Here is a 23,816-nt window from a genome sequence, read left to right on the forward strand (position 1 = left end):
CGCGCCTGCAGCACGGGTTCATGGGCTTGCCGGAAACAGTGAGAGGCACTGACCCGTCCTGCCCGGGTCAGGGCCGCGAGGTCTCTCCCGGTGGTTCCGCCGAAGCCGGTGGAACCACCGGATCCACCGGCTTCGGCCCGCGAGATGAACGGTCCGCCCGGGACACGTATGCTCACCGGGCGTAGCCATCACCCCCAGAAGCGAGAACGAAGTGAACTACAGGGTCCAGCCCAGCGCGCAGGTCGACGAGAGTGCCGAGATCGGCGCCGGAAGCAGCGTCTGGGACCTCGCGCAGATCCGCGACGGCGCACGGCTCGGCGAGGGCTGCGTCATCGGGCGTGGCGCGTACGTAGGCTCGGGCGTCCGCATGGGCGACAACTGCAAGCTGCAGAACTACGCGCTCGTCTACGAGCCCGCCGAGCTCGGTGACGGTGTCTTCATCGGCCCGGCCGTGGTCCTCACCAACGACCACAACCCGCGCTCCGTGGACCCCGAGGGCAAGCAGAAGCGCGGCGGTGACTGGGAGGCCGTCGGCGTGAAGATCGCCGACGGTGCCTCGATCGGTGCCCGCGCGGTCTGCGTCGCGCCGATCGGTATCGGCCGCTGGGCCATGGTCGCCGCCGGTGCCGTCGTCACCAAGGACGTGCCGGACTTCGCCCTGGTCGTCGGCGTTCCCGCGCGGCGGGTCGGCTGGGTCGGCAGGGCCGGCGTCAAGCTGGTCGAGCACGCGAGCGAGGCCGGTGTGTGGGAGTGCCCGCAGACCGGCAGCCTCTACGAGGAGAAGGACGGCACCCTCGTCGAACGGAACGTCTGAGGTCGGGCGAACCGGTTGGACGTCGTCCCGTTCGTCGGGGAAGGCGTCGGCCCAGAGGTTCTGCTCCCCCTGACTCTTCCCCTCCACGTCATGACAAGGGCCCGTCCGGTACGTCCGGACGGGCCCTTGTCGTGCGGGTGGGGTGTCAGCCGCCGATGACAACCCGGCGGACGCCCTTCCAGGCCTCCGCGTCGGTCGTACGGCGTCCGTCGACCAGGACCGTGACGTCCGGCAGGTCCGCCGGGGTCAGGGTGCGGTACTCGGCGTGGTCGGCCTGGAGGATCGCGGCGGTGACCTTCTCGCCCGCGTGCGGGGTCAGGCCGTGTGCCGCCAGCTCCTCGGCCGTGTACATCGGGTCCGAGACGAACGGGACCGCGCCGCGCGCCTTGAGCGCCTCGACGGTCGGGAAGACGCCGGAGAAGGCCGTCTCCTTGACGCCGCCGCGGTAGGCCGCGCCCAGCACGAGGACGTTCGCCCCGGTCAGGTCGCCGTAGGCGGCCGCCAGCAGATCCACGGCGTACTCCGGCATCGCCGCGTTCGCCTCACGGGCGGAGCGGACGACGGTCGCGGACGGGTCGTTCCACAGGTACATCCGCGGGTAGATCGGGATGCAGTGGCCGCCGACGGCGATGCCCGGCTGGTGGATGTGGCTGTACGGCTGCGAGTTGCAGGCCTCGATGACCTTCTTGACGTCGATGCCGTTGCCGTCGGCGAAGCGCGCGAACTGGTTGGCCAGGCCGATGTTGACGTCGCGGTAGGTGGTCTCGGCGAGCTTGGCGAGCTCGGAGGCCTCGGCGGTGCCCAGGTCCCAGACGCCGTTCGGCTGCGCCAGGTCGGGGCGCTCGTCGAAGTCGAGGACCTGCTCGTAGAACTCCACACCGCGGGCGGCCGACGCCTCGTCGATGCCGCCGACCAGCTTGGGGTAGCGGCGCAGGTCGGAGAAGACGCGGCCGGTGAGGACCCGCTCCGGGGAGAACACCAGGTGGAAGTCCTCGCCGGCGGTCAGGCCGGAGCCCTCGGCCAGCATCGGCGCCCACCGGGTGCGGGTGGTGCCGACCGGCAGCGTGGTCTCGTAGGAGACGAGCGTGCCGGGCTTGAGGCCCTTGGCGATCGCCTTCGTCGCCGCGTCCATCCAGCCGAAGTCCGGGGTGCCCTCGGCGTCCACGAACAGCGGGACGACCACGATGACGGCCTCGGACTGCGCGACCGCGTCCGCGGTGTCCGTCGTCGCGCTCAGGAGCCCGGCGTCGACGGCCTGCTTGAGCTTGACGTCCAGGTCGTGCTCACCGGGGAACGGCTCGGTGCCGGCGTTGACCAGCTCGACGACCTTCTCGTTGACGTCCGCGCCGATGACCCGGTGCCCCTTGGACGCGAACTGCACGGCCAGCGGGAGCCCGATCTTGCCGAGGGCTACTACACAGATGTTCATGGACGGTCGCTACTTCCTTTTCGAACGGCTCGTGGGGGAACCGCTCGGCTTCGGGCCGGCGGATCGGGTTTTCAGTCGCCGGGCGAGGGCCGACTTCGCCTTCGCGACCAGCGACCGCTTCGGCGAGTGCAGGGGACCCGTGGTGATCACCACGCGGCCCTTGGGGTTCACCGTCGCCCGCGCGTAGTACGGGTCCTCATAGGCACCCCAGCGGCGGGCCAGCGGCATGGGCTTGCCCTTGCCGCGCACGGGGATCTCGTACGTCGAACCGGCGACGTCGAGGTAGACCCGGACACCCAGTTTGACCGAGCGCCGCTCCAGCGGGATGCGCGCGTGCAGCACCGTGGCTGTGCCGTCATCGGCGAGTTCGGTCGTGAACTCACCCACAGGAGCGGGGAGTTCGTGGCCCTCCGGAAGGCTTCTGGCTCCGGGCTTGTCCGCCGACTTCGGCATGGCGCCCTGGGCGAGGCGCAGGACGGCTCCGTCGACTTCGCCGAGGACCGGCAGCCGCAGGGTGGCCGTGTACGTGATCTTGTCGTCCGCCTGCTCCCAGGTGGAGGCGAGCAGTTCGGTGCCCTTGGCGAGGCGGCCGGGAACCGCTTCCCCGACGAGCTCGTAGCAGCGGTCGGACAGTCCGATGCGGGGATCGCGGAAGCCCGGGTAGCGGGCGTAGGCGCGCTCGCCCTCGACGACGAACGGCGGCGCTCCGTTCGCCTTCTCCGAGGCGATCGCCTCGCACAGTTCGTCGACCGCGCCCGCCTGGGCCAGGCAGATGCGCACCCGGCGCTTGACATCCATGGCGTCGCGGATGCCGTCGGTGAGGTAGGCGTCGGCGAGCCGCGCGACGCCCGCGCAGAGGTCGCGCTGGAGTTCGCGGTCGAGCGCGGGGAAGTCGTCCTGGACGAGCTTGGCCACTTCCCAGGTGAAGTGCCGGCGCAGTACGGCGTCGCGCTCCGGGCCCGCCTCGAGGAGACCGGCCGTGAAGTCCATGATCTCCACCGCGCACTGCAGCCGCGCCAGATGGTCGGCGCGGTAGGTGATGTTGCTGGCGTCGCCCCGCTTCACCGCGTAGTAGCAGGTGTAGTCGGCCACCACGGAGATCTTCCGCGCACGCACGCAGGCCTCGATGGTGAACGGCTGGTCACTGCCCACGGGCAGGTGCTCGGGGAAGCGCAGCTTGTGCTGTTCGACCATCTCGCGCCGGAACAGCTTGGTGTTGGCGAGCGTCCACGGCAGGGCGGAGTCGGCGAGGCCGACGTCCGGGTTGTTCTCCTTGTAGAGAGCCTGGTGGACGTACCGGCCGTTCGTTCCGACCATCTTGCCGACGACGACGTCGGAGCCGTGCTCGTCGGCGCAGGCCACCATGCGCTCCAGCGCTTCCTCGCCGAGGTGGTCGTCGGAGCCGATGAAGTAGACGTAGCGGCCCGTGGCGACGTCCAGCGCACGGTTGCTGGGGGCGGCCGGGCCACCGGAGTTGGCCTGGTGAAGCACCTTGACGGTGCCCGGGTACCGCTCCGCGAAGCGGTCGAGTTCGGCACCGCTGTCGTCGGTGGAGCCGTCGTCGACCGCGACGATCTCCAGCCTGTCGCGGCCGATGCTCTGCCCGATCAGGGAGTTCAGACACTCCGTCAGATAGGGCATGGTGTTGTAGACCGCGACGACGACGCTGACGTCGGGTGTGCCACTCATATCCGCGCCTCCGCCGGTCTCCGCTCGGCCACCTGCCGGGCCCCGCTGCCGGGCAGCAGCCCGCTGTAGACCTCGTCCAGCACGTCGGCCTGGGCCTCCCAGGTCCACTGGTCGAGGAGCCCCGGCTTGTCGTAGACGCTCCGGTAGCGCTCGGCGTCGCCCAGAACGGACTTCACCGCGCGGACGTAGTCCTCCACGTCCTCGGCCCGGAACACCTCGCCCTGGCGGGTCTGCTCGACCATGGAGCCCATCGTCTTCACGTCGCTGACCACCAGCGGCAGCCGGGCGTGGGAGTACTCGAAGAACTTGGTGATGAGCGCGATCTCGTGGTTCGGCCAGTGGTGGATCGGGATGACCCCGAGGTCCGCGGCCGCGAGGAAACGCACGACCTGGTAGTGCGGCACGTACGGCAGGATGTGCAGCCGGTCGCCGACGCCCAGCTCCTCCGCCCGCGCCCGAAGGGCCCGCATGTACTCGGATTCGGTGTTGAGCACGACGAACGCGGTGTGCACGTCGGGCAGCTGCGGCAGCGACTCGACCATCGTGTCGAGGCCGCGCTGCGGAGCGGCGGCACCGCTGTAGACGGTCAGGGGCACATCGTGTCCGATGCCGCACAGCTCCCGCAGGTCCGGAACGGGCTCGGCCGCCTGCTCCGGCGCGACCTCGCCGTCGGGCGCGTTGAGGACGACGGTGGGGCGGGCCTTGAGACCGTGCCGCTCCTGGAGCATCCCGGCAAGGGTGTCCGAGACCGTCGTCACGGCGTCGGCGTGCCGCGAGTACTCCAGCTCGTGGGCGCACTGGGCGACGTGCCAGCGCGGGTGCGAACTCCACGGCTTGATTCCGGGCAGGAACTCGTGGGCGTCCCAGACGAGCTTGACCTTCCGGCCCTTGGCGCGGGCGCGCAGCGTGGCGCGGGCTCCGACACCCAGCATGCGGAAGTCGTTGGCGTGGACGAGGTCGGGCTTCAGCTCGTCGATGACCTTGCCGTACGCGAGCTCGTAGTCCCAGAGATGAGGGTCGAGCCTGCGCCAGGCGCGGGTGCCCATGGTCTTCTTCCAGAAGGCGGTGGTGAACCTGTCCAGAGCGGAGTCCATGTCCTTGCGCCGCTTCTCCAGCGCCAGGGTGCTGCGGTGGCGCAGTTTCACCCAGGAGTACAGGAAGCGGGCCAGGAAGCGGGGCGCCAGGAGCCTCAGCCGGCCGAGGGCCGAACCCTCCTGCTTGGCGAGGATCAGCCGGATGTTGAGGTCGGCACGCCTGGCCTTGATCTTCTGACGCCGGTACGCGGCCAGCGGACCGGGCCGGTACGCCAGCGGGGCGCGCAGCACGGCACGCCGGTACTCGTGGCGTCGGCGGGACATCGGACCGGGCACCGGCAGGAGCCGGACCTCGGCGTCACCGATCTGCCAGGTCTGTTCCTTCTTCCCCTTGGCCTTGCCCAGCAGTACGACGTCCCAGCCCGCTTCGGCGGCCGACCTGGCCTCCTTCTGCACGCGCGAATCGCCGTTGACCCCGTTGTCGACGAGCATCACGATCCGCCCGCGCACGGGCCGGTTCGTCGACTTGTTGTTCTCAGCTGCCATGGATGGCCAGGTCCTCCGAAAGAAGCGAAACGCTGCGGTTTTCCAACGCCGACTCCAGCACAGCCGCCGCCACTTCCACCGTCCGCGTGCCCTGGCGCAGGGTGCAGATGTCGGCCGGCTTGCCGAGCACGGCGTCGCGGAACAGCTCGTGTTCGACGAGGAGCGGCTCGCGCTTCGGGATGGCGTAACGGATCATGTCGCCCTCGGAGACACCGCGGAAGGCCTGGAGTGCCTCCCACTCCGTGGAAATCGCGGCGTTGGAGTGGAACGTCAGGTCGGCGGTGAGCGTGTCGGCTATGAAGCAGCCGCGCTCGCCGGTGACCGACGTGAAGCGCTCCTTGAGCGGGCTCAGCCAGTTGACCAGGTGGTTGACCATCGTGCCGTCGTCGAGGCGGCCGACCGCGGAGACCATGTCCTCGTGCTCGCGGCCGCTCTTGGAGACGGTGTGCGCGGCGATGGAGACGTACTCGCGCCCGGTCACCCAGCCGGTGAGGTCGATGTCGTGGGTGGCGAGGTCCTTGACCACGCCGACGTCCGCGATGCGGTGCGGGAAGGGACCCTGGCGGCGGGTGACGACCTGGTAGACGTCGCCGAGCTCGCCGGCCTCCAGCCGGGCGCGCAGCGAGCGCAGCGCCGGGTTGCACCGCTCGATGTGGCCGACGCCGGCCACCAGGCCGCGCGACTCGAACGCCTCGACGAGACGGTGTGCGCCCGCCACGGTGTCGGCGACCGGCTTCTCGATCAGCGCGCAGACACCGGCCTCGGCGAGCTGCATGCCGACCGGCTCGTGCAGCGCCGTGGGACAGGCCACGACGGCGTAGTCGATGCCGAGAGCGATGAGCTGCTCGACGGTGTCGAGGACCGGCGCGCCCTGGGCGGCGCCGAACTTGTCGCCCATCGGGTCGACGACGGCGACGAAGTCGACGCCCTCCAGCCCGGACAGGACACGGGCGTGGTGACGCCCCATGGAGCCGAGACCGACGAGGCCGGCCCGCAGCTTCTTCCCGCTGCTCACAGCTGGGCCCCCAGCGCGTTCACGGCGGACACGATGCGCTCCAGGTCCCCGGCGGACAGACCCGGGTGGACGGGCAGCGAGACGACCTCGGCGGCCGCGCGCTCCGTCTCGGGCAGGTCCCAGGTGCGGCCGGCCTTCTGGTCCGGCTCCCAGTACGGCTTCAGCCGGTGGATCGGCGTCGGGTAGTACACGGCGTTGCCGATGCCGGCCTCGGTCAGGCTCGCCATGGCGGCGTCGCGGTCGCCCCGGACCCGCACGGTGTACTGGTGGAAGACGTGACGCGCGCCCTCGGCGACGCTCGGCGTGACCACGGACGGCGCGCTGATGTGCTCCGTCAGGTACGCGGCGTTGGCGATGCGCTGCTCGGTCCAGCCGTGGAGCTTCGCGAGCTGCACCCGGCCGATGGCGGCGGAGACGTCCGTCATACGGACGTTGGCGCCGACGATCTCGTTGGCGTAGCGCTGCTCCATGCCCTGGTTACGCAGCAGCCGCAGGGTGCGGGCGATCTCCGCGTCGGCGGTGGTGACCATGCCGCCCTCGAGGCTGTGCATGTTCTTGGTCGGGTAGAAGCTGAACGTTCCCGCGCTGCCGAAGGCGCCGACCGGCGTTCCGTGCAGGGCGGCCGCGTGCGCCTGGCAGGCGTCCTCGACCACGGCGAGCCCGTGCCGCTCGGCGATCGCCATGATCTTGTCCATGGCGGCGGGGTGGCCGTAGAGATGGACCGGCATGATCGCGGCGGTGCGCGGCGTGATGGCCGCCTCGACCGCGGCCGGGTCCAGACAGAAGCTGTCCGCCTCGATGTCGGCGAAGACCACGTCGGCGCCGACCAGCCGCACCGCGTTGGCGGAGGCGGCGAAGGAGAACGACGGCACGATGACCTCGTCGCCCGGGCCGACGCCCAGAGCGAGCAGCGTCAGGTGCAGCGCGGAGGTACCGGAGTTGACCGCGGCGCAGTGCCGCCTGTCCACCACGTCCGAGAACTCCGCCTCGAAGGCGGCAACCTCGGGGCCCTGCACGACCCGGCCGCTGCGCAGTACGCGCACCGCGGCCTCGATCTCCTCTTCGCCGATCACGGGCCTTGCGGCGGGTATCAACTCATGGGCGTCGGTCATCGACATTCCCTTTCATCAGCGACCTCTAGGGCGCACCACTTTGTGCATGGGCCGGGAAGGAACGGTGTCGAGCCAGCACGTCCGCATCCCTGGAAGTCCACCGGCGTCTTGCGTCGGCGATCGCTTCCCGCAAGACCCTGCCCCCTGGGGTATCTCGCGTGGTCTACGGCCGTATGTCACCAGCAGCCGAGTCCGCGGTCAGATTACCAGCAGAAGTGCAAAGCCTTTCCTCATGGTTACGAAAGGGAAACCCCAAGTTGGCGTGCTGCCAGTCACAGGGTTCACCGGGAGTGACCGCACCCCGCACCAGCTGCGGCGAAGCAGCCGGTGACACGCGAGGAACGACGAAGCGCGGGACACCGGCCTGCCGGTGTCCCGCGCTTCGGTATGCGATCCGGAGGTCAGTCCTCTGTCGTCGCCGAGACAGACGCCGCCGTCTGCTCGGCGGCCACCGTGGACTTCTTGACGGCCGCCTTCTTCGCGGTCGCCTTCTTGGCCGTGGCCTTCTTGGCGACCGTCTTCTTGGCCGCCACGGCCTTCGTGGCGGCGGCCTTCTTCGCCGTCACCTTCTTGGCCGTCTTGCGGGCGGCCGTCTTCTTGGCGGCCGGGGCCTCGGCGTCGGCCTCGACGGCCTCCGGCTCGACCTCGGGCTCGGCGACCGGCTCCGCGGCGGCCGACGGGACGACCACGACGGCCGCCTCGGCGGACGCGGTGGGCGCGGTGGCCTTGCGCACGGCACGGCGGCGCGGGCGGGCCGGCGCGGCGCTCTCGGCGGGGGCCTCGGCCACCGGCTCGAGCGCCGTCTCCGTCTCGTCGGCGGTCTGCGCGGGGGCCTCGGCGACGGGCGCCGCGACCGGCTCCGTGACCGTCACGACGGCCTCCTCGGCCGACCTGGGCGAACCGGCCGGCGCCGACACCTTGCGGGTCGCACGACGGCGCGTACGGCCCTGGGGAGCGGCCTCGGCCTCCGCCACGGCGGCCACGGGGGCCTCGACCGTCTCGGCCGGAGCCTCGACGACCGGCTGCTCGGACACCGGCTGCTCGGCGGCCGGCGCCTCGACGACCGGGTCCTCGGCCGCGAACGGCTCGGCCTCGACGGCCTCACGGGACCGGACGGCGGCGCGCTCGGCGCGCTCCTCGCGCCTGGTCCGGGGAGCGCGCTCCTCGGTCTTCGGCGCACCGGCGGGAGCGGACGCGCGCCGGGAGGCACGGCGCCGCGAGCGGCCACGGGTGGCTGCGGCCTCCGCCTCGGCGGCACTGCCGTAGAACTCCTCGTCCGGCTGGAACTCGGTCTCGACCAGAGCGACGGGCGCGGCGACCTCGGCGGCCACCTCCGCCTCGGTCTCGATCTCGGTCTCCAGCTCCTCGGCCACCTCGTGCTCGTGGTCGTGGTCGTGGTCCTGGACCTGCTCGGCACCGCCACGGCCGCGCTTCTTGCGCTTGCCGCCGCCACCGACGGACGTCGGCTGCTCCATGTGGACGATGACACCGCGGCCGTTGCAGTGGACACAGGTCTCGGAGAAGGACTCCAGCAGACCCTGGCCCACCCGCTTGCGGGTCATCTGCACGAGGCCCAGCGAGGTCACCTCGGCCACCTGATGCTTCGTACGGTCACGGCCCAGGCATTCGAGCAGGCGCCGCAGCACCAGGTCCCGGTTGGACTCCAGGACCATGTCGATGAAGTCGATGACGACGATGCCGCCGAGGTCGCGCAGCCGCAGCTGACGCACGATCTCCTCGGCCGCCTCCAGGTTGTTCCTGGTGACGGTCTCCTCGAGGTTGCCGCCCTGGCCGGTGAACTTTCCGGTGTTGACGTCGACCACGATCATGGCCTCGGTCTTGTCGATCACCAGCGAGCCGCCGCTGGGCAGCCAGACCTTGCGGTCCAGCGCCTTCATGAGCTGCTCGTCGATCCGGTACGTGGCGAAGACGTCGACCTCGGAGGTCCACTTCGACAGCCGGTCGGTCAGGTCGGGCGCCACGTGGGAGACGTAGCCGTGGACGGTCTCCCACGCCTCGCCACCGCTGACGATGACCTTGGAGAAGTCCTCGTTGAAGATGTCGCGGACGACGCGGACGGTCATGTCCGGCTCGCCGTAGAGGAGGGTCGGGGCGTTGCCGCTCTTCGCCTTCTTCTCGATGTCCTCCCACTGCGCCTGGAGACGTTCGACGTCACGGCGCAGCTCGTCCTCGCTCGCGCCCTCGGCGGCGGTGCGCACGATGACGCCCGCGTCCTCGGGGACGATCTTCTTGAGGATGGTCTTCAGACGCGCGCGCTCGGTGTCGGGCAGCTTGCGGCTGATGCCGGTCATCGAGCCCTCGGGCACGTACACGAGGTACCGGCCCGGGAGGGAGACCTGGCTGGTCAGACGGGCGCCCTTGTGACCGATCGGGTCCTTGGTGACCTGCACCAGGACCGACTGGCCGGACTTGAGGGCGGCCTCGATCCGGCGCGGCCCGTGAGCCATGCCGAGCGCCTCGAAGTTGACCTCACCGGCGTAGAGCACCGCGTTGCGGCCCTTGCCGATGTCGATGAACGCGGCCTCCATCGACGGCAGCACGTTCTGGACCTTGCCCAGGTAGACGTTGCCGACGTACGAGGTCGCCTGCTCCTTGTTGACGTAATGCTCGACGAGCACGTCGTCCTCGAGGACACCGATCTGGGTGCGCTCACCGCTCTGGCGGACGACCATCACCCGCTCGACGGCCTCGCGGCGGGCCAGGAACTCGGCCTCCGTGATGATCGGAACACGGCGGCGGCCCTGCTCGCGGCCCTCGCGGCGGCGCTGCTTCTTCGCCTCGAGACGGGTCGAGCCCTTGATGGACTGCACCTCGTCCGAGGGCTGCTCCTCGCGCCTGCCGCGCGGTTCGCGGACCTTGACGACGGTGCGCTCGGGGTCGTTCTCGCCGGGCTGCTCGGCCTCGCCACCGGAGTCACCGGCGCGACGACGGCGGCGACGACGGCGACGGCTGCTGCTGGAGCCGCCCGACTCCTCGCGCTCGTCGTCCTCCTCGGCGTCCTCCTCGGCCTGCTCCGCGGTGTCCTCGGCGTCCTGCGCGGCCTGCTCGGCGGCGTAGTCGTCCTCACCGGCCTCGCTGTCCGCGTCCGACTCGGCGGACTCGCCGCGACGGCGACGGCGGCCACCGCGACGGCGACGGCGACGGGAGCCCGCGGACTCCTCCTCGCCCTCGTCACCCTCGACGGCGTCCTCCGCGTCCTCGGCGGATTCCGCGTCCTCGACGGGCTCCGCGTCCTCGACGGGCTCCGTGTCCTCGACCGGCTCCTGCGTCTCCTCGGTCACGGCCTGCGGCTCGTCCTCGAAGCCCCGGCGACGCCGGCGCCTGCGGCCGACGGCCGGCTCCTGGACGGTCTCGGCCGGTTCGGGAGCCTCAGCGGCCTCGGCCGCCTCGGCGGCAGCCGCGGCGGCGGCGCGCTCGGGCGTCTGGAACATCGGCTCGGTGAACACCGGCGCCTGGAACACGGCGACGGCCGGACGGGCCGGGCGCCGCGAGGACCCCTCGGTCTCCTTCGGCGCGGGCGCGGAGAAACCGACGGCGGCCTTGCGGGTGGCACGGCGACGGCTACGGCGCGGGCCGCCGTCCTCGGTCTGCGCGGCCTCGGTCTGCGCGGGCTCGGTCTGCGCGGGCTCGACGGCCTGCGGCTGCGCGGTCTCCTCGGACTTGCTCTCGCTGCTCACGGGCGCCTCCACACGCTCGTCGGCGGTGTCGCCCTCGGGCGCTCCGGCGGGCGCGGAGACCCGGCGGGTGGCACGACGGCGGGTCGTGCGGCGCGGGGCGGCCTCCTCGGCGGCGGGCTCGGCGGCGGGTGCCTCGGGCTCGGCTTCCGCGGTGGCGGGGGCGGCCACCGGCTCGGCGGTCGTCACGACCTCGGCGGCCTCGGCCGCGGCGGGCGCTCCGGCGGGCGCGGAGGCCCGGCGGGTGGCGCGACGGCGCGTACGGCCGGCGGGCGCGGTCTCCTCGACCGCGGCCGGGGCCTCCTCGACGGGCCGGTTCTCGGGCTCGGCGACGGCGGCGGGCTCGACGGTCTCGGCGGTCCCGTCCGTCTCGGGCGCTCCGGCGGGAGCGGAGACACGACGGGTGGCACGACGGCGCGTACGGCGCGGTGCGGCGTCGTCGGAAGCCGCGGTGGCGGCGGCCTCGACCTCGGCCGGGGCCTCCTCGGCCGCGAGGTCGGCGGACGCCACGGCCGGTATGGCCGGCGCGGTGGTCTCGGCCGCGGCCTCGGTGGCGGCGGTCGGCGGACCGGCGGGGCGCGACGCCGCACGGCGGCGGCGCCGCGGCGGCAGGGTGTCGCTGGGTGTGTTGTTGTCGGAACCCTCGGTGGGTTCGGTCGGCTCGAGCATGCGGGTGGATCTCCCGTCAGGCTCCCGGGCGCCGCGCCTGGTCCGGCGATGCCGGTGACGTCCGCGGCTCGCGCGATGCGCGGTGCCGCCGTCCGGGGCGCGGGCGCCGCACGGGAGCTCTCTTTGTCCTGTCTCGCCGGTTCCGTACGCCATGTGTGCGTACGGCCTGGCGAAAGTCTTTAAGGTCGGTGCGCTGCCCGACCCAGGTGGCTCCCGGATACGAGGGCGACGCTACGACATCGGTCCTTACGCGGGACCTTCCTTACGCCGACGCCTTCGCGGCGGCAGTTTCGGCGGCCCCTGCGCGATCGGCTGGGGCGGCTGCGACTGCCTCGCGGTCGGGCGCGAGCGGGTCGGTCACCGTGCCGGTCTCTTCATCGAACAGCCCCTGCGCCAGCCTGGTCACCGCTGCGGCGACCGGCGGCGCCAGGTCGGCCACGGCGCTAAGACCGGACAGGACGTCGTCGGGTCGAACGGCAGGCGTCACGTGCCGAACAACCAGCCGCAGTATCGCACAGGGCTGGTCGGTCGGCCTATCAGCCTGTGGACTGTCCGTCTCGGAGGTCGATTGGAGGCTTGCCACGGCACCGCGGGCGTCGAACGTCCGCATGCCGTTCTTGGTCTTGCGGCTGACCTCCACGGTCTCGGCCGTATTGAAGGCCTCCACCGCGCGCTCCGCGTCCGCCGGGTCCACGCCGTCGAGGCGCATCTCCCACACGGAAGCGGTGAGCCGGTCGGCGAGACCCGAGACGCTGGCCTCGACCGCCTCGATGATGTCGAGCCCCTGGGGCATCGACTCGTCGAGGAGCTCGCGCAGCTTCTCGGGGTCGCGCTTCGCGGTGAGCGCGATCTCCAGGTACTCCGCCTCGCTGCCGGTGCCGGTGGGTGCGGCATTGGCGTACGACACCTTCGGATGCGGCGTGAACCCGGCCGAGTACGCCATGGGTACGGCGGCACGGCGGAGGGCACGCTCGAAGGCGCGCTGGAAGTCACGGTGGCTGGTGAACCGGAGGCGGCCGCGCTTGGTGTAGCGCAGTCGGATGCGCTGCACCGCGGGTGCGGGCGGCGGGCCTTCGGGCTGTCGCTTGCCCAGTGTCGCTCAGTCCTTCATGAGTGCGGTCGTACTGCTACCTAGAGTACGTGTGTCGGGCGCCGCTGGTTCCCGCCGGGCGACCGGCTGTGGTTCCGGGGGCGTTCCGAAGAGCATCCGCCGGAAGTCGGCGCGGGCCTGCCGCGCACTGTCCCGGGCGGCTTCCAGAGCCTGCCGCGCCGTCCGCCGGATCCCGCGCGCCGCCTCGGCCACGGGCTTCAGCACCAGATCGCGCACGGCGTGCCCGACCGGTGTCAGCACGGTCCGGTACGCCCAGCGCGCCGGTTCGACGAAAGTCCACCGGAAGAGACGCGCGAGGAACCGTCCGACGGCGAGCGAGACGTACCCGGCGATCCGCCAGGCGTGCCCGAGGGCCTCGCCGATCTCCCTGGCCACGACGGCGAGGGCCCGCCCGACGGGCACGAGGATCCAGCGCCACACGGCGAGAGCGGGAAGCACCAGCAGGATGCGGGCGGTCCAGTAGAGCGCGGTACCGATGCCCCCGAAGATCATCCGTACGAGCCGTACGAACCGGTCGGCGAGGAAGGCGACGGCCCTGCCGACGGGGGCCAGGACCCAGGCGTACAGCCACAGGGCGGGAACCACGAGCAGGTACCGCACCAGCCGGGCGAGGACGGTGTACACCCCGATCGCGACGGCCGCGAGGACCATGCCGACGCCCTTGAGCAGCCAGGCGACCGCGTGCCCGAGGGGCGTGAGCAGCCGCGCGTACACCCAGCCACACGCGGCCTCGACACCACCGAGGACCCAGTCGAGTGCGGTCAGGACGCCGCCGACGAACCACATGAACGCGGCCAGTGCCCCCGTGAACACCAGAGCGAGCAGGGCACCGGTCCCCCGGGCCGCCCAGGCGAGGGCATGCCCGACCGGGGTCAGGACCGTGCGGTACAGCCAGACCGCGGGCACGACGAGCAGCACCTCTCCGAGCCGGGCCAGTACGCGGCCGAGCGGGAGGGCGACGTAGCGCCACAGCGCCACCCAGGGCCAGACGAACAGCGCCCGTCCCACCCACCCGAGAGCCTGCCCGAGCGCTCGTCCCAGCGGCCGGAGCAGCGTGTCCCGAAGAAACCTTCCGCCGACGACGAGCGCGTCCCACACCATCCGCACCGGCACGACGAGGACGAGCACCACGATCCGCACCGGAAGGCGGATCGCGACGGCCAGACATCCCTCGGCCTGCGTACCGGGCGGGGCGGCGGACGGCTTTTCCAGATCCATACCCGCATAGACGCACCGGCCGCCACATTGGATGCGACATATCAGCACTCGCCATATCGGCACTCTGCGTATCGGCACTCTGCGTGTCGGCGCTCCGTGGCACACCGACGCCTTCGCCCTGCCGAGCAGACCCCCGGGCACGGCAAGTCCAACTTCGGATCACCGGCTGACAGTTGAGCCGGAGTCACCAGACGTTCCCGAATTGAGCTGATCTGATGATATATATGGCGAGTTCTGCGGAATGCGCCGGTCCGACCGGCGTCGACAGGTAAAGCTCGCGATCGGCTTCCGGAATTTCCCACCGATCGACGCAAGGAGCGCCCCCGTATGAATCCCGAGTCCCGGACCGCCCGCCTGCTGGGCCCGCCGGCCCGCGGCCGGTTCAAGAGGGCGGGTGTGGTCGCCTCGCTGGCGCTGGTGACGGCGTCGGGCGTGGTCGGCCCCGCGACACCGGCGGACCTCACCCCGTCCGATCGCACGGCGGCGGCCCCGGACGGCAGCGACGGATGCAGACCGCACCGCCCGTGCAGGGGCCCGAGAGGCCCCAGGGGCGCGACCGGGCCCGCCGGACCCCAGGGCCCGCCCGGCCAGACCGGAGCCACCGGCGCGACCGGCGCGACCGGTCCCCAGGGCGAGACCGGCCCGGTGGGCCCGACGGGCCCCTGCGTCGGGATCGACGCCGCGCAGGAATCGGCGGACTTCGAGATCCGTCTCGCGCTGACCGGCGGAAGGACGTACGCGGGCATCCGCGACCAGCGGGCGGGCGAGCAGCAGACCCTCCTGTGGACCGACCTCAGCGCCCGTCCCGACTATCCCGCGGGCGGTGCGGCCGGCCTGCCCTGCGACGTCACGGTCAACGCGCACAACCGGTCCGAGACGGTGAAGCGCATCAAGTTCGACGTCATCACCACCACCGGTCAGGTCTGGGAAGCCGCCTGCGTCGCGTTCACCACCACCCACCCCGCGACGCTGAACTGCGCCGACCGCACGGGCCTTCCCAAGCCCTGGATCCTGGTCGCCCGGCAGCCGACGCCCGACGCCCTCAACGGCGGGGCATGACCGACACGCGGAGGGGTGTCCGAGGGCGGGCGACCGGCGCCGGCTCGGACACCCCTCGCGGCATGCCCGGCCGGCGGTCACTCCCCCGAGGCCCCCGGAAGCGGGCCGGTCCGGCACGACGAAGCCGCCCACCCTGATGTCCCGGCCTCACCGGCGAACCGGCGTGGTCCGGTTTTCCCGCCTGCCACCGGGGAACCCGGCCGTTGAGATGTGCGGAGGTACTGCGATGAGTGCCGGAGAACGGGCCAAGGCAAAGGCGGAACAGGTCGTCGGCAGGACCGTGCGAAAGGCGGCCCACGCGCTGCACAAGGAAACCCTCGCGGCAAAGGGCGCCGCACTGGAGACACGGGGCAGGATGCGCGGCACGAAGGAACAGGCCAAGGGAACCTTCGACCGCTGACGGCTCCGCCGCTCGTGATGCCTCGGACCGGTCGCCGGGCCCGGAGGAGGCCCCGTTCGGCCTCCGCGATCGTGCGGACCATGCCGGTGACGGGTTCCACCCGCCGAGCGGTGACCGGTGTGGCCGACCGTTCATCGACCGCCTTCGGGCGCCGGCGGCGCGGTCTCCTCCGCCTCGGTCGTGGCGCGCCCGGAGGCCGCGAGGAGCGCGAGGAGCGCGAGCAGGGCCAGGAGGATGAGGACGAGCAGCAGGATCGTCAGGACCGTGGGGTGGTTCCAGAGGGCGAAGACCAGGGCGACGATCAGCAGCGCGGCCAGGGCGATCCAGTGACGGTGCGCCTGGGTCCAGGTTCCGGCCCGGCCGGTGCGGACCTGATGGGCGTACGCCCACTGGGCCGCGGAGTCCGCGGCGCGCTCGGACGTGCCGCGGACCGCGACCGGCAGCCGCCCGGGACCGATGAGGTAGGCGCCGAGCGCGATGACGACGCCGAGCACGATCGCCGTGCGGAGGCTGACCTTCAGGAAGTGGAGCAGCGTGTCGAAGACCGCTGCCGCGGCGGCCTCCGACTGGACCTGGGCGGGGAGGTGGTCCAGGTAGTAGCGGCGGGCGACGACCAGGACGATGGCCACGATCAGGCAGGCGAAGGCCGCGCCGAGCGCCGTACGGGCCAGGGCTCGTCGGCGCCGGTGGGCCAGCAGCACCCCGGCGGCGCCGATCAGCACGACGATCACGGGGAACCAGTTCCCGATCACGTCCAGCAGATGAGCTCCGCCGCGGATCTTCTCCAGTTGGTCGGACTGGAGGAGCACCATCTGTTTGTCGACGTCGGGGATGGCGGCCGCCGGGGACAGGCCGGCGTCCACGAGCGACTTTTTGACCTGGTCGACGGCTTCGCCGACGTTCAGGGTGACCGTTCCGCCGTTCACGCCGATGGCGCCCCGGCCCTGGCCGGTCAGCGCGTGTACGAGCGCGGCGTGGGCCTCGCGGTTGGCGCCCGTCCAGATCTTCTCGAAGCGGTCGCTCCGCACGAAGCGCGTGGCCACCTTCTGAACGGTGTCGGTGACCGCGGAGTCGAGCTGGGGACCGAGCCCCTTCACGGCCTCTGCGGCCTTCGGAGGCAGGCCCTGCGACTGGAGCCACGCGGCGATGTCGGAGGCCGCCTGGTTGCCGTCGACCCGCACGGCGGCGGCATGGGTGATGCGCTTGATCGCCGCGTCCTCGATCGCGGGGTCGGAGGCCAGCGGGGAGACCGTCGCCACGTACCGGTCGGTGTCCAGCGCGATGTCGTGCACCCACACGGTGAGCAGCGCGATCGGTACGAGGATGCAGGTGAGGACGATGAGCACCGCGGAAGCGGTGTTCCTGGCGATCCGCGCAGCCGTCGAGCCGCCTTTGTGTCCACTCCCCACCGCATCACTCGCGTCCTTCTCCGGGGCTGCGTCGGGCTCGGACGGATCGCGGGGGCTGGTCATGGATGCTCCGGGGCTCATCGGGGGCGGCCTGCCTCCATTTCCGTCGCTGCACGGCGAGACGGCACGCCCAGACGGGCCGTACGGGCTAGAGGGCGGCCTGGCAAGAGGGGGCCGGGCAAAAGAGATGGCTGGGCAAGTGGGGTGGCCGGGCAAGTGGGGTGGCCTTTGGCAAGGGGGGTGGCCGGGCCGCCGACGCCCGGTAGTCGTCGGGGCCCGCGCTTCCGACCCCATGGCGGCCGATCTGTCCGTGCCCGGCCCGCGGCGCCTGCGCTGACCGGGGGCGATCCGCGCCGCCATGCGGGGCACCTGGGACGGATCTACCGTTGAGGAGAACCCGGCGCTCGCGGATGCTCGATGCTCCGCCACCGTTGCCCACCGGCGCCGGAAGTCCACCGGAAGGCACCCAGACATGGCCACTGCGTCGGAAACCCCTGTCCTGGACACGCTCGCCGCGATGACGGTCGACTCGATCGAACGTTGCGGGCTGGCCCCGGACATGCTGCTGCTCACGCGTATCGCGGCCCTGGCCGCCTCGGACGCTCCGCCGATCTCCTACATGGCCCATATCGGCCCCGCCATGGAAACAGGCATCACCTCGGCCCAGTTGCAGGACGTGCTGGTCGCCATCGCCCCCATCGTGGGCACGGCCCGCGTCATGACGGCAGCGGGCAACATCACGGCGGCACTCGGCATCGCCATCGCCGTCGCCGAAGCCGAGATCGAAGAGCAGGGCTGAGAACCGACGCCACCAGGAACAGCCGATCGGCACGGCACACCAGGTGAGGGGACCACGGCAGCACTCCGACGCCGTGGTCCCCGGGGGCAGCAGAGCCAGACAGGAGAGCCGCCCATGCCCAAGCACGCGACCACGGCGATGCGTACGTCGCCTCACGCGACCCCCGAGGAGCGCGTGGCACTCGGCAAGGAGGCGCGTCGCCGCTGTCCACGGTCGGAGCACGCGGTGTACAGGCCCGGTCCGAAGAGACCGGACCCGCTGGCGATCCTGGAGGGGCAGTCCGCGGCCCGGGTGCAGGAGTTGGTGCCGATCCGGTACAGCCGGATGACCGAGTCCCCGTTCCGCTTCTACCGGGGCGCCGCGGCGATCATGGCGTCCGACCTGGCAGGCAGTCCCGTCTCAGGCATCAACGCCCAGTTGTGCGGAGACGCCCATCTGCTCAACTTCCGGCTCCTGGCCTCGCCGGAGCGGAAGTTGATGTTCGACATCAACGACTTCGACGAGACCCTGCCGGGTCCCTGGGAGTGGGACGTCAAGCGGCTGTCGGCGAGCTTCGTCATCGCCGGCCGGGCGAACGGCTTCGACGACGCCGAGCGTGCCCGGATCGTGAGCGGCACCGTGCGCTCGTACCGCGAAGCGATGATCCGTTTCGCCGGGATGAGCAACCTCGACGTCTGGTACGCGAAGATCGACGCCGAGCGCCTCAAGGACCTCACGACGGACCAGCTCCGCAAGAGCGGCCAGAAGAAGCTCGACCGCGCTCTGACGAAGGCCCGCTCGCGCGACACCGTGCAGGTCTTCGACAAACTCACCCGCCAGGTCGACGGCCGACCGAGGATCGCGCCGGATCCTCCGCTGCTGGTCCCCATCGCCGACCTGATGCCCGACGCCGAACGCGCCGCGCTGGAGCGCCAGTTCCGAGGAATCATCGAGCGGTACGGGACCACGCTGCCGTCCGACCGGCGCTTCCTCCTGGACGACTACCAACTCGCGGACGTCGCCCGCAAGGTGGTCGGAGTCGGCAGCGTCGGGACCCGGTGCTGGATCGTCCTGCTCCTCGGACGGGACGGCCGGGACCCGCTGTTCCTGCAGGCCAAGGAAGCCGACACCTCCGTCCTCGCCGACCACGTAGGGGCCAGCCAGTACCGCAACCAGGGCGAACGCGTGGTCGCGGGACAGCGGTTGATGCAGGCGGCGAGCGACATCTTCCTCGGCTGGGAACGGGTGGACGGGATCGACGGCAAGCGTCGCGACTTCTACATCCGGCAACTGCGCGACTGGAAGGGCATCGCGATGCCGGAGACGATGTCGCCCCTTCAGCTGGAGACCTTCGGCGGCGTCTGCGGCCTCACCCTCGCCCGCGCGCACGCACGGTCCGGCGACCGGATCGCGATCGCCTCCTACCTGGGAAAGAAGGACTCCTTCGACCGGGCCCTCGTCACCTTCGCGGAGGCGTACGCCGACCAGAACGAGCGCGACCACCAGGCACTCGTCGACGCGGTGAAGGCGGGACGACTGCCCGCGGAGGACGTTCCAGCCGACTGACCGACCCCTAGGACGCCCGGCGCGGCCGTCCGGCTATTCCGCTCCGCCCTGCGCCCGCCGGCCCTCTTCGACCGCGTTCACCAGGACCCGGGCGGCCACGCCGAGCAGCAGAAGGTTGGCCGTGATCTGTCCCGTGACAAGGAGGCGGGCCGGCTCGCTGCGCGGGCTGATGTCGCCGAATCCGACCGTGCTGAACACGGTCATCGTGAAGTAGAGGGCGTCGGTCCTCGACATCGCTTCGCTGAAACTGCCCGGTGCGCTGCGATCCAGCAGGTAGTCGGTCGTGGCGAAGAGCAGCAGGAACAGGGGAAGTGCCGTCGCCAAAGCGGCCATGGCACGCAGCCTGGGGCGCTCGGAACTCACGATCCCGCGCACCTGCCACCCCATGAGCAGCGCCACCGCCACCAGCCCGCCGAGGAGCACGAGGACGGACGTCGCCGTGAAGGCCGAGTCCAGCGGCAGCAGGTAATAGGCGGCGACCAGGGCGGCCGCGACCAGGACGCACCGCACCGTCGTGAGCACGACCGTACGACGTCCGCTGCGCCGCTTCCTGTCCACGATCCCCCCTCGGACGCACCCGATGCCGTACGACCCCGGCCGGCTCCTGGACAGCCACTCTCCCCGAGCGGTCCCGGTGCCGTACGGACGGCGCACCACAAACTCACCGAAATGGCTCGTGTGGACACGCTGCCCGCCCGGGAACAGACTGAGGAGATCCGCCGCGGAGGGGGCCGCCGACACCGGAGGAATGGACGATGCCCGCTTCCGGTACCGGCCCGGCGACGTCCTCCGCGAGCGGGTGGAACACCCGCCTGTACTGGCAGTGGATCGGCTACAACACGATCGCCTTCGTCACCGTCCTGACCGCCGGTTTCGTCCTGGCGCTGCTCGGCAGTGACGCCCTCCACCTCGATCTCGCCAGCGGCCACGTCCTGGTGGCACTCCTGATCGCCACCCTCGGGGCCATCCTGTTCGGGGGTGTTCTGGGAGCGCTGCAATGGCTGGTCGTCCAGCAGCGGGTCCCCCTCCCCCGCAAGGTGTGGATCACCGCCAACATCGGCCCGGCGCTGCTGGCCTGGCTCCTCGTGATCATGCCCGCGGTGATCAGCGCCCAGGACACCGACGGTGACGTGTCGACGACCTACCTGCTGGCCGCCAGCCAGAGCCTGGCCCTCGGCCCCCTGCTCGGCCTGTCGCAGTCCATGGTGCTCCGCAAGGTCACCGGACGCTGGGCCTGGTGGATCGGAGCCAACCTGGCCTCCTGGCTGATCGTCGACGCCGTCATCTACCTGCTGGGCCTCCTGACCAATGACCTCGACGTCCTCACCGGCGACGGATCGCTCGTCGAGATCTACCTGACCCTGATCGCCACGACACCCCTGACCGGCCGGGCGCTGCTCTGGGTACTGGCACCGTCCGCCCTGACCGTGCCCGAGGCCGCGCCTCCGCCTCCGCCGGTGACGAAATAGGCGAGCGGCCTCGACCTGGCCGCGATCCACCGATGAGTTCCGCCGGCCGCGCCGGTCTACCAGGACGTACGCCCATCGAACCACCGCCTGGAGGCCCGCCATGACCCGTCCCGCACACCCCGGCCGCATGCTGTTCGTGAACATCCCCGTAGCGGACCTGAAGCTCAGCAAGGCGTTCTTCGCCGAGCTCGGGTTCGGCTTCAACCCGAAGTTCACCGACGAGAGCTCCGCCTGCATGCTGGTCGGCGAGGACGCCTTCGTCATGCTGCTCAGCCGCGAGAAGTTCGCGGAGTTCGCGAAGCTGCCGATGGCCGATCCCACCACGCACACGCTGGCGCTGTACTGCTTCAGCGTGTCGTCCCGCGACGAGGTCGATACGGTCAGTGCCGCCGCGCTCGCGGCGGGCGGCTCCGAGGCGGACGGCGCGGAGGACTACGGCTTCATGTACTCACGCAGCTTCTACGACCTCGACGGCCACGGCTGGCAGGTCATGTGGATGGACCCGGCGGCGGCGGAGCAGGGCCCCGAGGAGTTCGCGGCCTCCGCTCAGGACGCCGACGCCCCCGCCTGACCCACCGCGTTCCGCACGTCCGCGTCGTCGTGCGGCCGACCGCCACACCGAGAGCCCCTCCCGGACGGGGAGGGGCTCAAAGGCCGCAGAGTTACGGCAGGCCGCCCACAGGGACGGTCAACGCGGTCGCTTCGGCCTCGGTCTCCGGGGTCACGGGGCTGTCCGGTGTGCGGAAGCGGTAGAGCAGGACGAGGGCCACGGCGGGGACGACCAGGTAGAGAAGCAGGATGATCAGGGCCTGTGTGGTGCCGTGGCCGTCGAAGTAGATCGTGTTGCGGAGCAGGATGTAGGCGTTGCGCGGTGGCAGGTACGGGCCGATGGCGCGCCAGAACGCCGGCAGGTACGGGACTCCGTTGGCTCCACCGGAGGACGGGTTACCGAAGAGCATGACCACGACGACGGTCACGAGGGTTCCGGCGGCGCCGAGGAGTTTTTGCAGGACGGCGGCGACGAGGGCGACCGCCGCGATGACCAGGGCGAGGATGGGCCAGACGATCCAGAACTTCTGGGCCGGGTAGCCCTTGAGCCAGGTGCAGACGACGAGGTTGACCAGCAGCGCGGCGAGGACGGCGAATCCGGCGAGTGCGGGCAGGCGCCAGCGTCCGACGGAGGTCCCCGTCGTGGCTCTCAGCATGGTCGCGGCCATGTAGCCGCCGACGAGCAGCGGGACGAGCATCATCGACTCGACCAGGCCGAAGGGGTCCTTCTTCGCCAGTGGATGGGGCGCGTACTGCTCGACGTGGAGGGGCTGTCGCAGCTTCTTCGCGGCTTCCTCGAAGTTGCCCGCCAGGTCGAGGGGGGCGACATCGCTGAGGGTGGGGACGACGAGGAGCGTGTTCGATGTCGTTCCGGGGATGATCGCGCCGTAGATCTTGGCCTGGTCGATCGCGTCTTTCACGGCGGTTTCGTCGGGGTACTGGGTGACCTTGAGGGAGAGGTTCTTGCGGGCCGAGTTCAGGATCGGGGACGCTCCGGTGGCACCGATCGGCAGGTCGGTCGCGACGGGCTCATGGGCGGAGCTCATGTAGTTCGCGGTGAACAGGCACTGCATCACCGCGGCGACGGCCAGAGCCGCCAGGACGGCCACGACAGGGCGCCCGGAGGATGCCGCGGGGGTCGAGTCCGCCCGGTGGGAGGGAGCTTTCCCCCCGACCTTCCTGACGGGTCGCCAGCGGCCCAGAAACCCGATGACGACGCCCCCGGCCAGCGCGTACAGACCGAGGACGATGAGCGGCGTGGTGATGTTGTTGCCGTCGAAGTAGAGGACGCTGCGCAGCAGGGTGACGGCTTGCTGGGGCGGGAAGACGGCGCCGATGTGCTGCCAGTAGACGGGCAGCAGGAAGAGCCCGACCCCGCCGGCGGCCGAGCCGCCCACGATGATGAACAGGGTCGCCACCAGGAGGGTGCCCAGCGGTCCGACCAGACGTTGGAAGGCCGCGGCGGCGAGGGTGACGGAGGCGGCGATCAGGATGAAGCAGGGGAGGAGCGGCCAGAAGTGGCTGTTCTCGTAGGCGCCGATGCCCGGCCCTGCGATCAGGTCGGTCAGTACGGCGCCGACGGTCGAGTAGCCGAGGAGCATCGCCACATGCCAGGGCGCGGCGGCCGTTCTGGTCGCTTTGAGCACCAGGACCGCGGCGAGATAGCCGCCGATGAGCAGCGGGATCAGGAGCAGTCCGGAGACCCCGCCGAGTCGGTCGCTCTTCGGCAGCGGCTTGACGGTCTTGACCGTCAGGGGCCTGTGGAGCTTCTTGGCCGCGTCCCCGAAGGCGGCTTCCAGTTCGACGCGGCCGAAGAAGCTCTTGGCCGGGACGACGATCAGCGTGTCGCTCCGGAGGCCGGGCAGATAGGCGCCGTAGAGCTTGCCCTGGCCGATCGCGTCGAGCACGGCGGACTCGTCCTGGTAGCTGAGCGTCTGGAGGGAGACCTTCGATGTCACCGCCTTCACGACCAGGGACGGTCCGGTCACGCCGACCGGGGCGTTGCGCAGCACGAGCAGTTGCAGCGAACTGACCAGACAGAGCGCGAAGAGGCTCTGCAGAACCAGCACGATCCCGAGCCCGGCCAGGATCTTCTTCATCACGGGAACACCACCCGCCCCACGCCGAACGGCCGGCCCGGACCGCGCCCAGGTCGGCCGAGCATGCGTCGGACCGGTAGCCCAGGCCTCCGGAAGACGCCACCACTTCCGACCTGACAGCTACGTGTCGCGCTCATACGGGCACGCTACGTTCG

Annotated in this window: 18 protein-coding genes; 7 read left to right on the forward strand and 11 right to left on the reverse strand. The window is 71.2% G+C overall.

Annotated elements, in window-relative coordinates:
* The first annotated feature begins 211 nt into the window (after positions 1-211).
* Positions 212-814 (forward strand): acyltransferase, encoded by a 603-nt coding sequence (locus tag OG410_RS15165; protein WP_329299622.1) that lies wholly within the window; start codon positions 212-214, stop codon positions 812-814.
* 145 nt (positions 815-959) lie between these two features.
* Here OG410_RS15165 and OG410_RS15170 read toward each other — a convergent pair whose 3' ends face one another.
* From OG410_RS15170 to OG410_RS15205, 8 genes are all read right to left on the reverse strand, one after another.
* Complete coding sequence (locus OG410_RS15170; RefSeq protein WP_329299623.1) at positions 960-2,243, reverse strand: nucleotide sugar dehydrogenase; 1,284 nt, start codon at positions 2,241-2,243, stop codon at positions 960-962.
* Between the two features lie 9 nt (positions 2,244-2,252).
* Positions 2,253-3,932 (reverse strand): glycosyltransferase family 2 protein, encoded by a 1,680-nt coding sequence (locus OG410_RS15175; protein WP_329299624.1) that lies wholly within the window; start codon positions 3,930-3,932, stop codon positions 2,253-2,255.
* On the reverse strand, positions 3,929-5,512 hold the full coding sequence (locus tag OG410_RS15180; RefSeq protein ID WP_329299625.1) for a glycosyltransferase family 4 protein: 1,584 nt from the start codon (positions 5,510-5,512) through the stop codon (positions 3,929-3,931). The genes OG410_RS15175 and OG410_RS15180 overlap by 4 nt, the downstream gene beginning before the upstream one ends.
* Positions 5,502-6,527 carry a Gfo/Idh/MocA family protein gene (locus OG410_RS15185; RefSeq protein ID WP_329299626.1) on the reverse strand — a complete coding sequence of 342 codons (1,026 nt, stop codon included), beginning with the start codon at positions 6,525-6,527 and terminating at the stop codon, positions 5,502-5,504. Before OG410_RS15185 ends, OG410_RS15180 begins: the two co-directional genes overlap by 11 nt.
* On the reverse strand, positions 6,524-7,639 hold the full coding sequence (locus tag OG410_RS15190) for a DegT/DnrJ/EryC1/StrS family aminotransferase (RefSeq protein ID WP_329299627.1): 1,116 nt from the start codon (positions 7,637-7,639) through the stop codon (positions 6,524-6,526). Before OG410_RS15190 ends, OG410_RS15185 begins: the two co-directional genes overlap by 4 nt.
* Positions 7,640-8,040: 401 nt before the next feature.
* On the reverse strand, positions 8,041-12,003 hold the full coding sequence (locus OG410_RS15195) for an Rne/Rng family ribonuclease (protein ID WP_329299628.1): 3,963 nt from the start codon (positions 12,001-12,003) through the stop codon (positions 8,041-8,043).
* A gap of 262 nt (positions 12,004-12,265) precedes the next feature.
* Positions 12,266-13,054, reverse strand: a complete 789-nt coding sequence (locus OG410_RS15200) for a TIGR03936 family radical SAM-associated protein (RefSeq protein WP_329299629.1) — start codon at positions 13,052-13,054, stop codon at positions 12,266-12,268.
* A gap of 48 nt (positions 13,055-13,102) precedes the next feature.
* On the reverse strand, positions 13,103-14,332 hold the full coding sequence (locus OG410_RS15205) for a hypothetical protein (RefSeq protein WP_329299630.1): 1,230 nt from the start codon (positions 14,330-14,332) through the stop codon (positions 13,103-13,105).
* Positions 14,333-14,659: 327 nt separating this feature from the next.
* Between OG410_RS15205 and OG410_RS15210 the strand changes: the two genes are divergently transcribed.
* Positions 14,660-15,391, forward strand: a complete 732-nt coding sequence (locus OG410_RS15210) for a hypothetical protein (RefSeq protein WP_329299631.1) — start codon at positions 14,660-14,662, stop codon at positions 15,389-15,391.
* A 226-nt stretch (positions 15,392-15,617) separates the two neighbouring features.
* Entirely contained in the window at positions 15,618-15,791 is a 174-nt protein-coding gene (locus OG410_RS15215) for a hypothetical protein (protein WP_326787821.1), read from the forward strand.
* A 131-nt stretch (positions 15,792-15,922) separates the two neighbouring features.
* Here the strand turns inward: OG410_RS15215 and OG410_RS15220 are convergent, their stop codons facing one another.
* Positions 15,923-17,263, reverse strand: a complete 1,341-nt coding sequence (locus tag OG410_RS15220; RefSeq protein WP_329299632.1) for a hypothetical protein — start codon at positions 17,261-17,263, stop codon at positions 15,923-15,925.
* Positions 17,264-17,672: 409 nt separating this feature from the next.
* Between OG410_RS15220 and OG410_RS15225 the strand changes: the two genes are divergently transcribed.
* Both OG410_RS15225 and OG410_RS15230 read left to right on the forward strand, forming a co-directional pair.
* Positions 17,673-17,999: a carboxymuconolactone decarboxylase gene (locus OG410_RS15225; protein ID WP_329299633.1), complete on the forward strand. Its 327-nt coding sequence runs from the start codon at positions 17,673-17,675 to the stop codon at positions 17,997-17,999.
* A 114-nt stretch (positions 18,000-18,113) separates the two neighbouring features.
* Positions 18,114-19,544, forward strand: coding sequence for a DUF2252 domain-containing protein (locus OG410_RS15230; protein ID WP_329299634.1), 1,431 nt, complete (start codon positions 18,114-18,116; stop codon positions 19,542-19,544).
* Positions 19,545-19,577: 33 nt separating this feature from the next.
* Here the strand turns inward: OG410_RS15230 and OG410_RS15235 are convergent, their stop codons facing one another.
* Positions 19,578-20,102: a potassium channel family protein gene (locus OG410_RS15235; RefSeq protein ID WP_329299635.1), complete on the reverse strand. Its 525-nt coding sequence runs from the start codon at positions 20,100-20,102 to the stop codon at positions 19,578-19,580.
* A gap of 197 nt (positions 20,103-20,299) precedes the next feature.
* Here OG410_RS15235 and OG410_RS15240 point away from each other — a divergent pair, with 197 nt between their 5' ends.
* Both OG410_RS15240 and OG410_RS15245 read left to right on the forward strand, forming a co-directional pair.
* Complete coding sequence (locus tag OG410_RS15240) at positions 20,300-21,013, forward strand: hypothetical protein (RefSeq protein WP_329299636.1); 714 nt, start codon at positions 20,300-20,302, stop codon at positions 21,011-21,013.
* 100 nt (positions 21,014-21,113) lie between these two features.
* Positions 21,114-21,584, forward strand: coding sequence for a VOC family protein (locus tag OG410_RS15245; RefSeq protein WP_329299638.1), 471 nt, complete (start codon positions 21,114-21,116; stop codon positions 21,582-21,584).
* Positions 21,585-21,675: 91 nt separating this feature from the next.
* On the opposite strand, the gene OG410_RS15250 is transcribed toward OG410_RS15245, so the two are convergent.
* On the reverse strand, positions 21,676-23,661 hold the full coding sequence (locus OG410_RS15250; RefSeq protein WP_329299639.1) for a hypothetical protein: 1,986 nt from the start codon (positions 23,659-23,661) through the stop codon (positions 21,676-21,678).
* Between the last annotated feature and the right edge of the window lie 155 nt (positions 23,662-23,816).

It is taken from the genome of Streptomyces sp. NBC_00659, assembly GCF_036226925.1.
GTDB lineage: Bacteria > Actinomycetota > Actinomycetes > Streptomycetales > Streptomycetaceae > Streptomyces.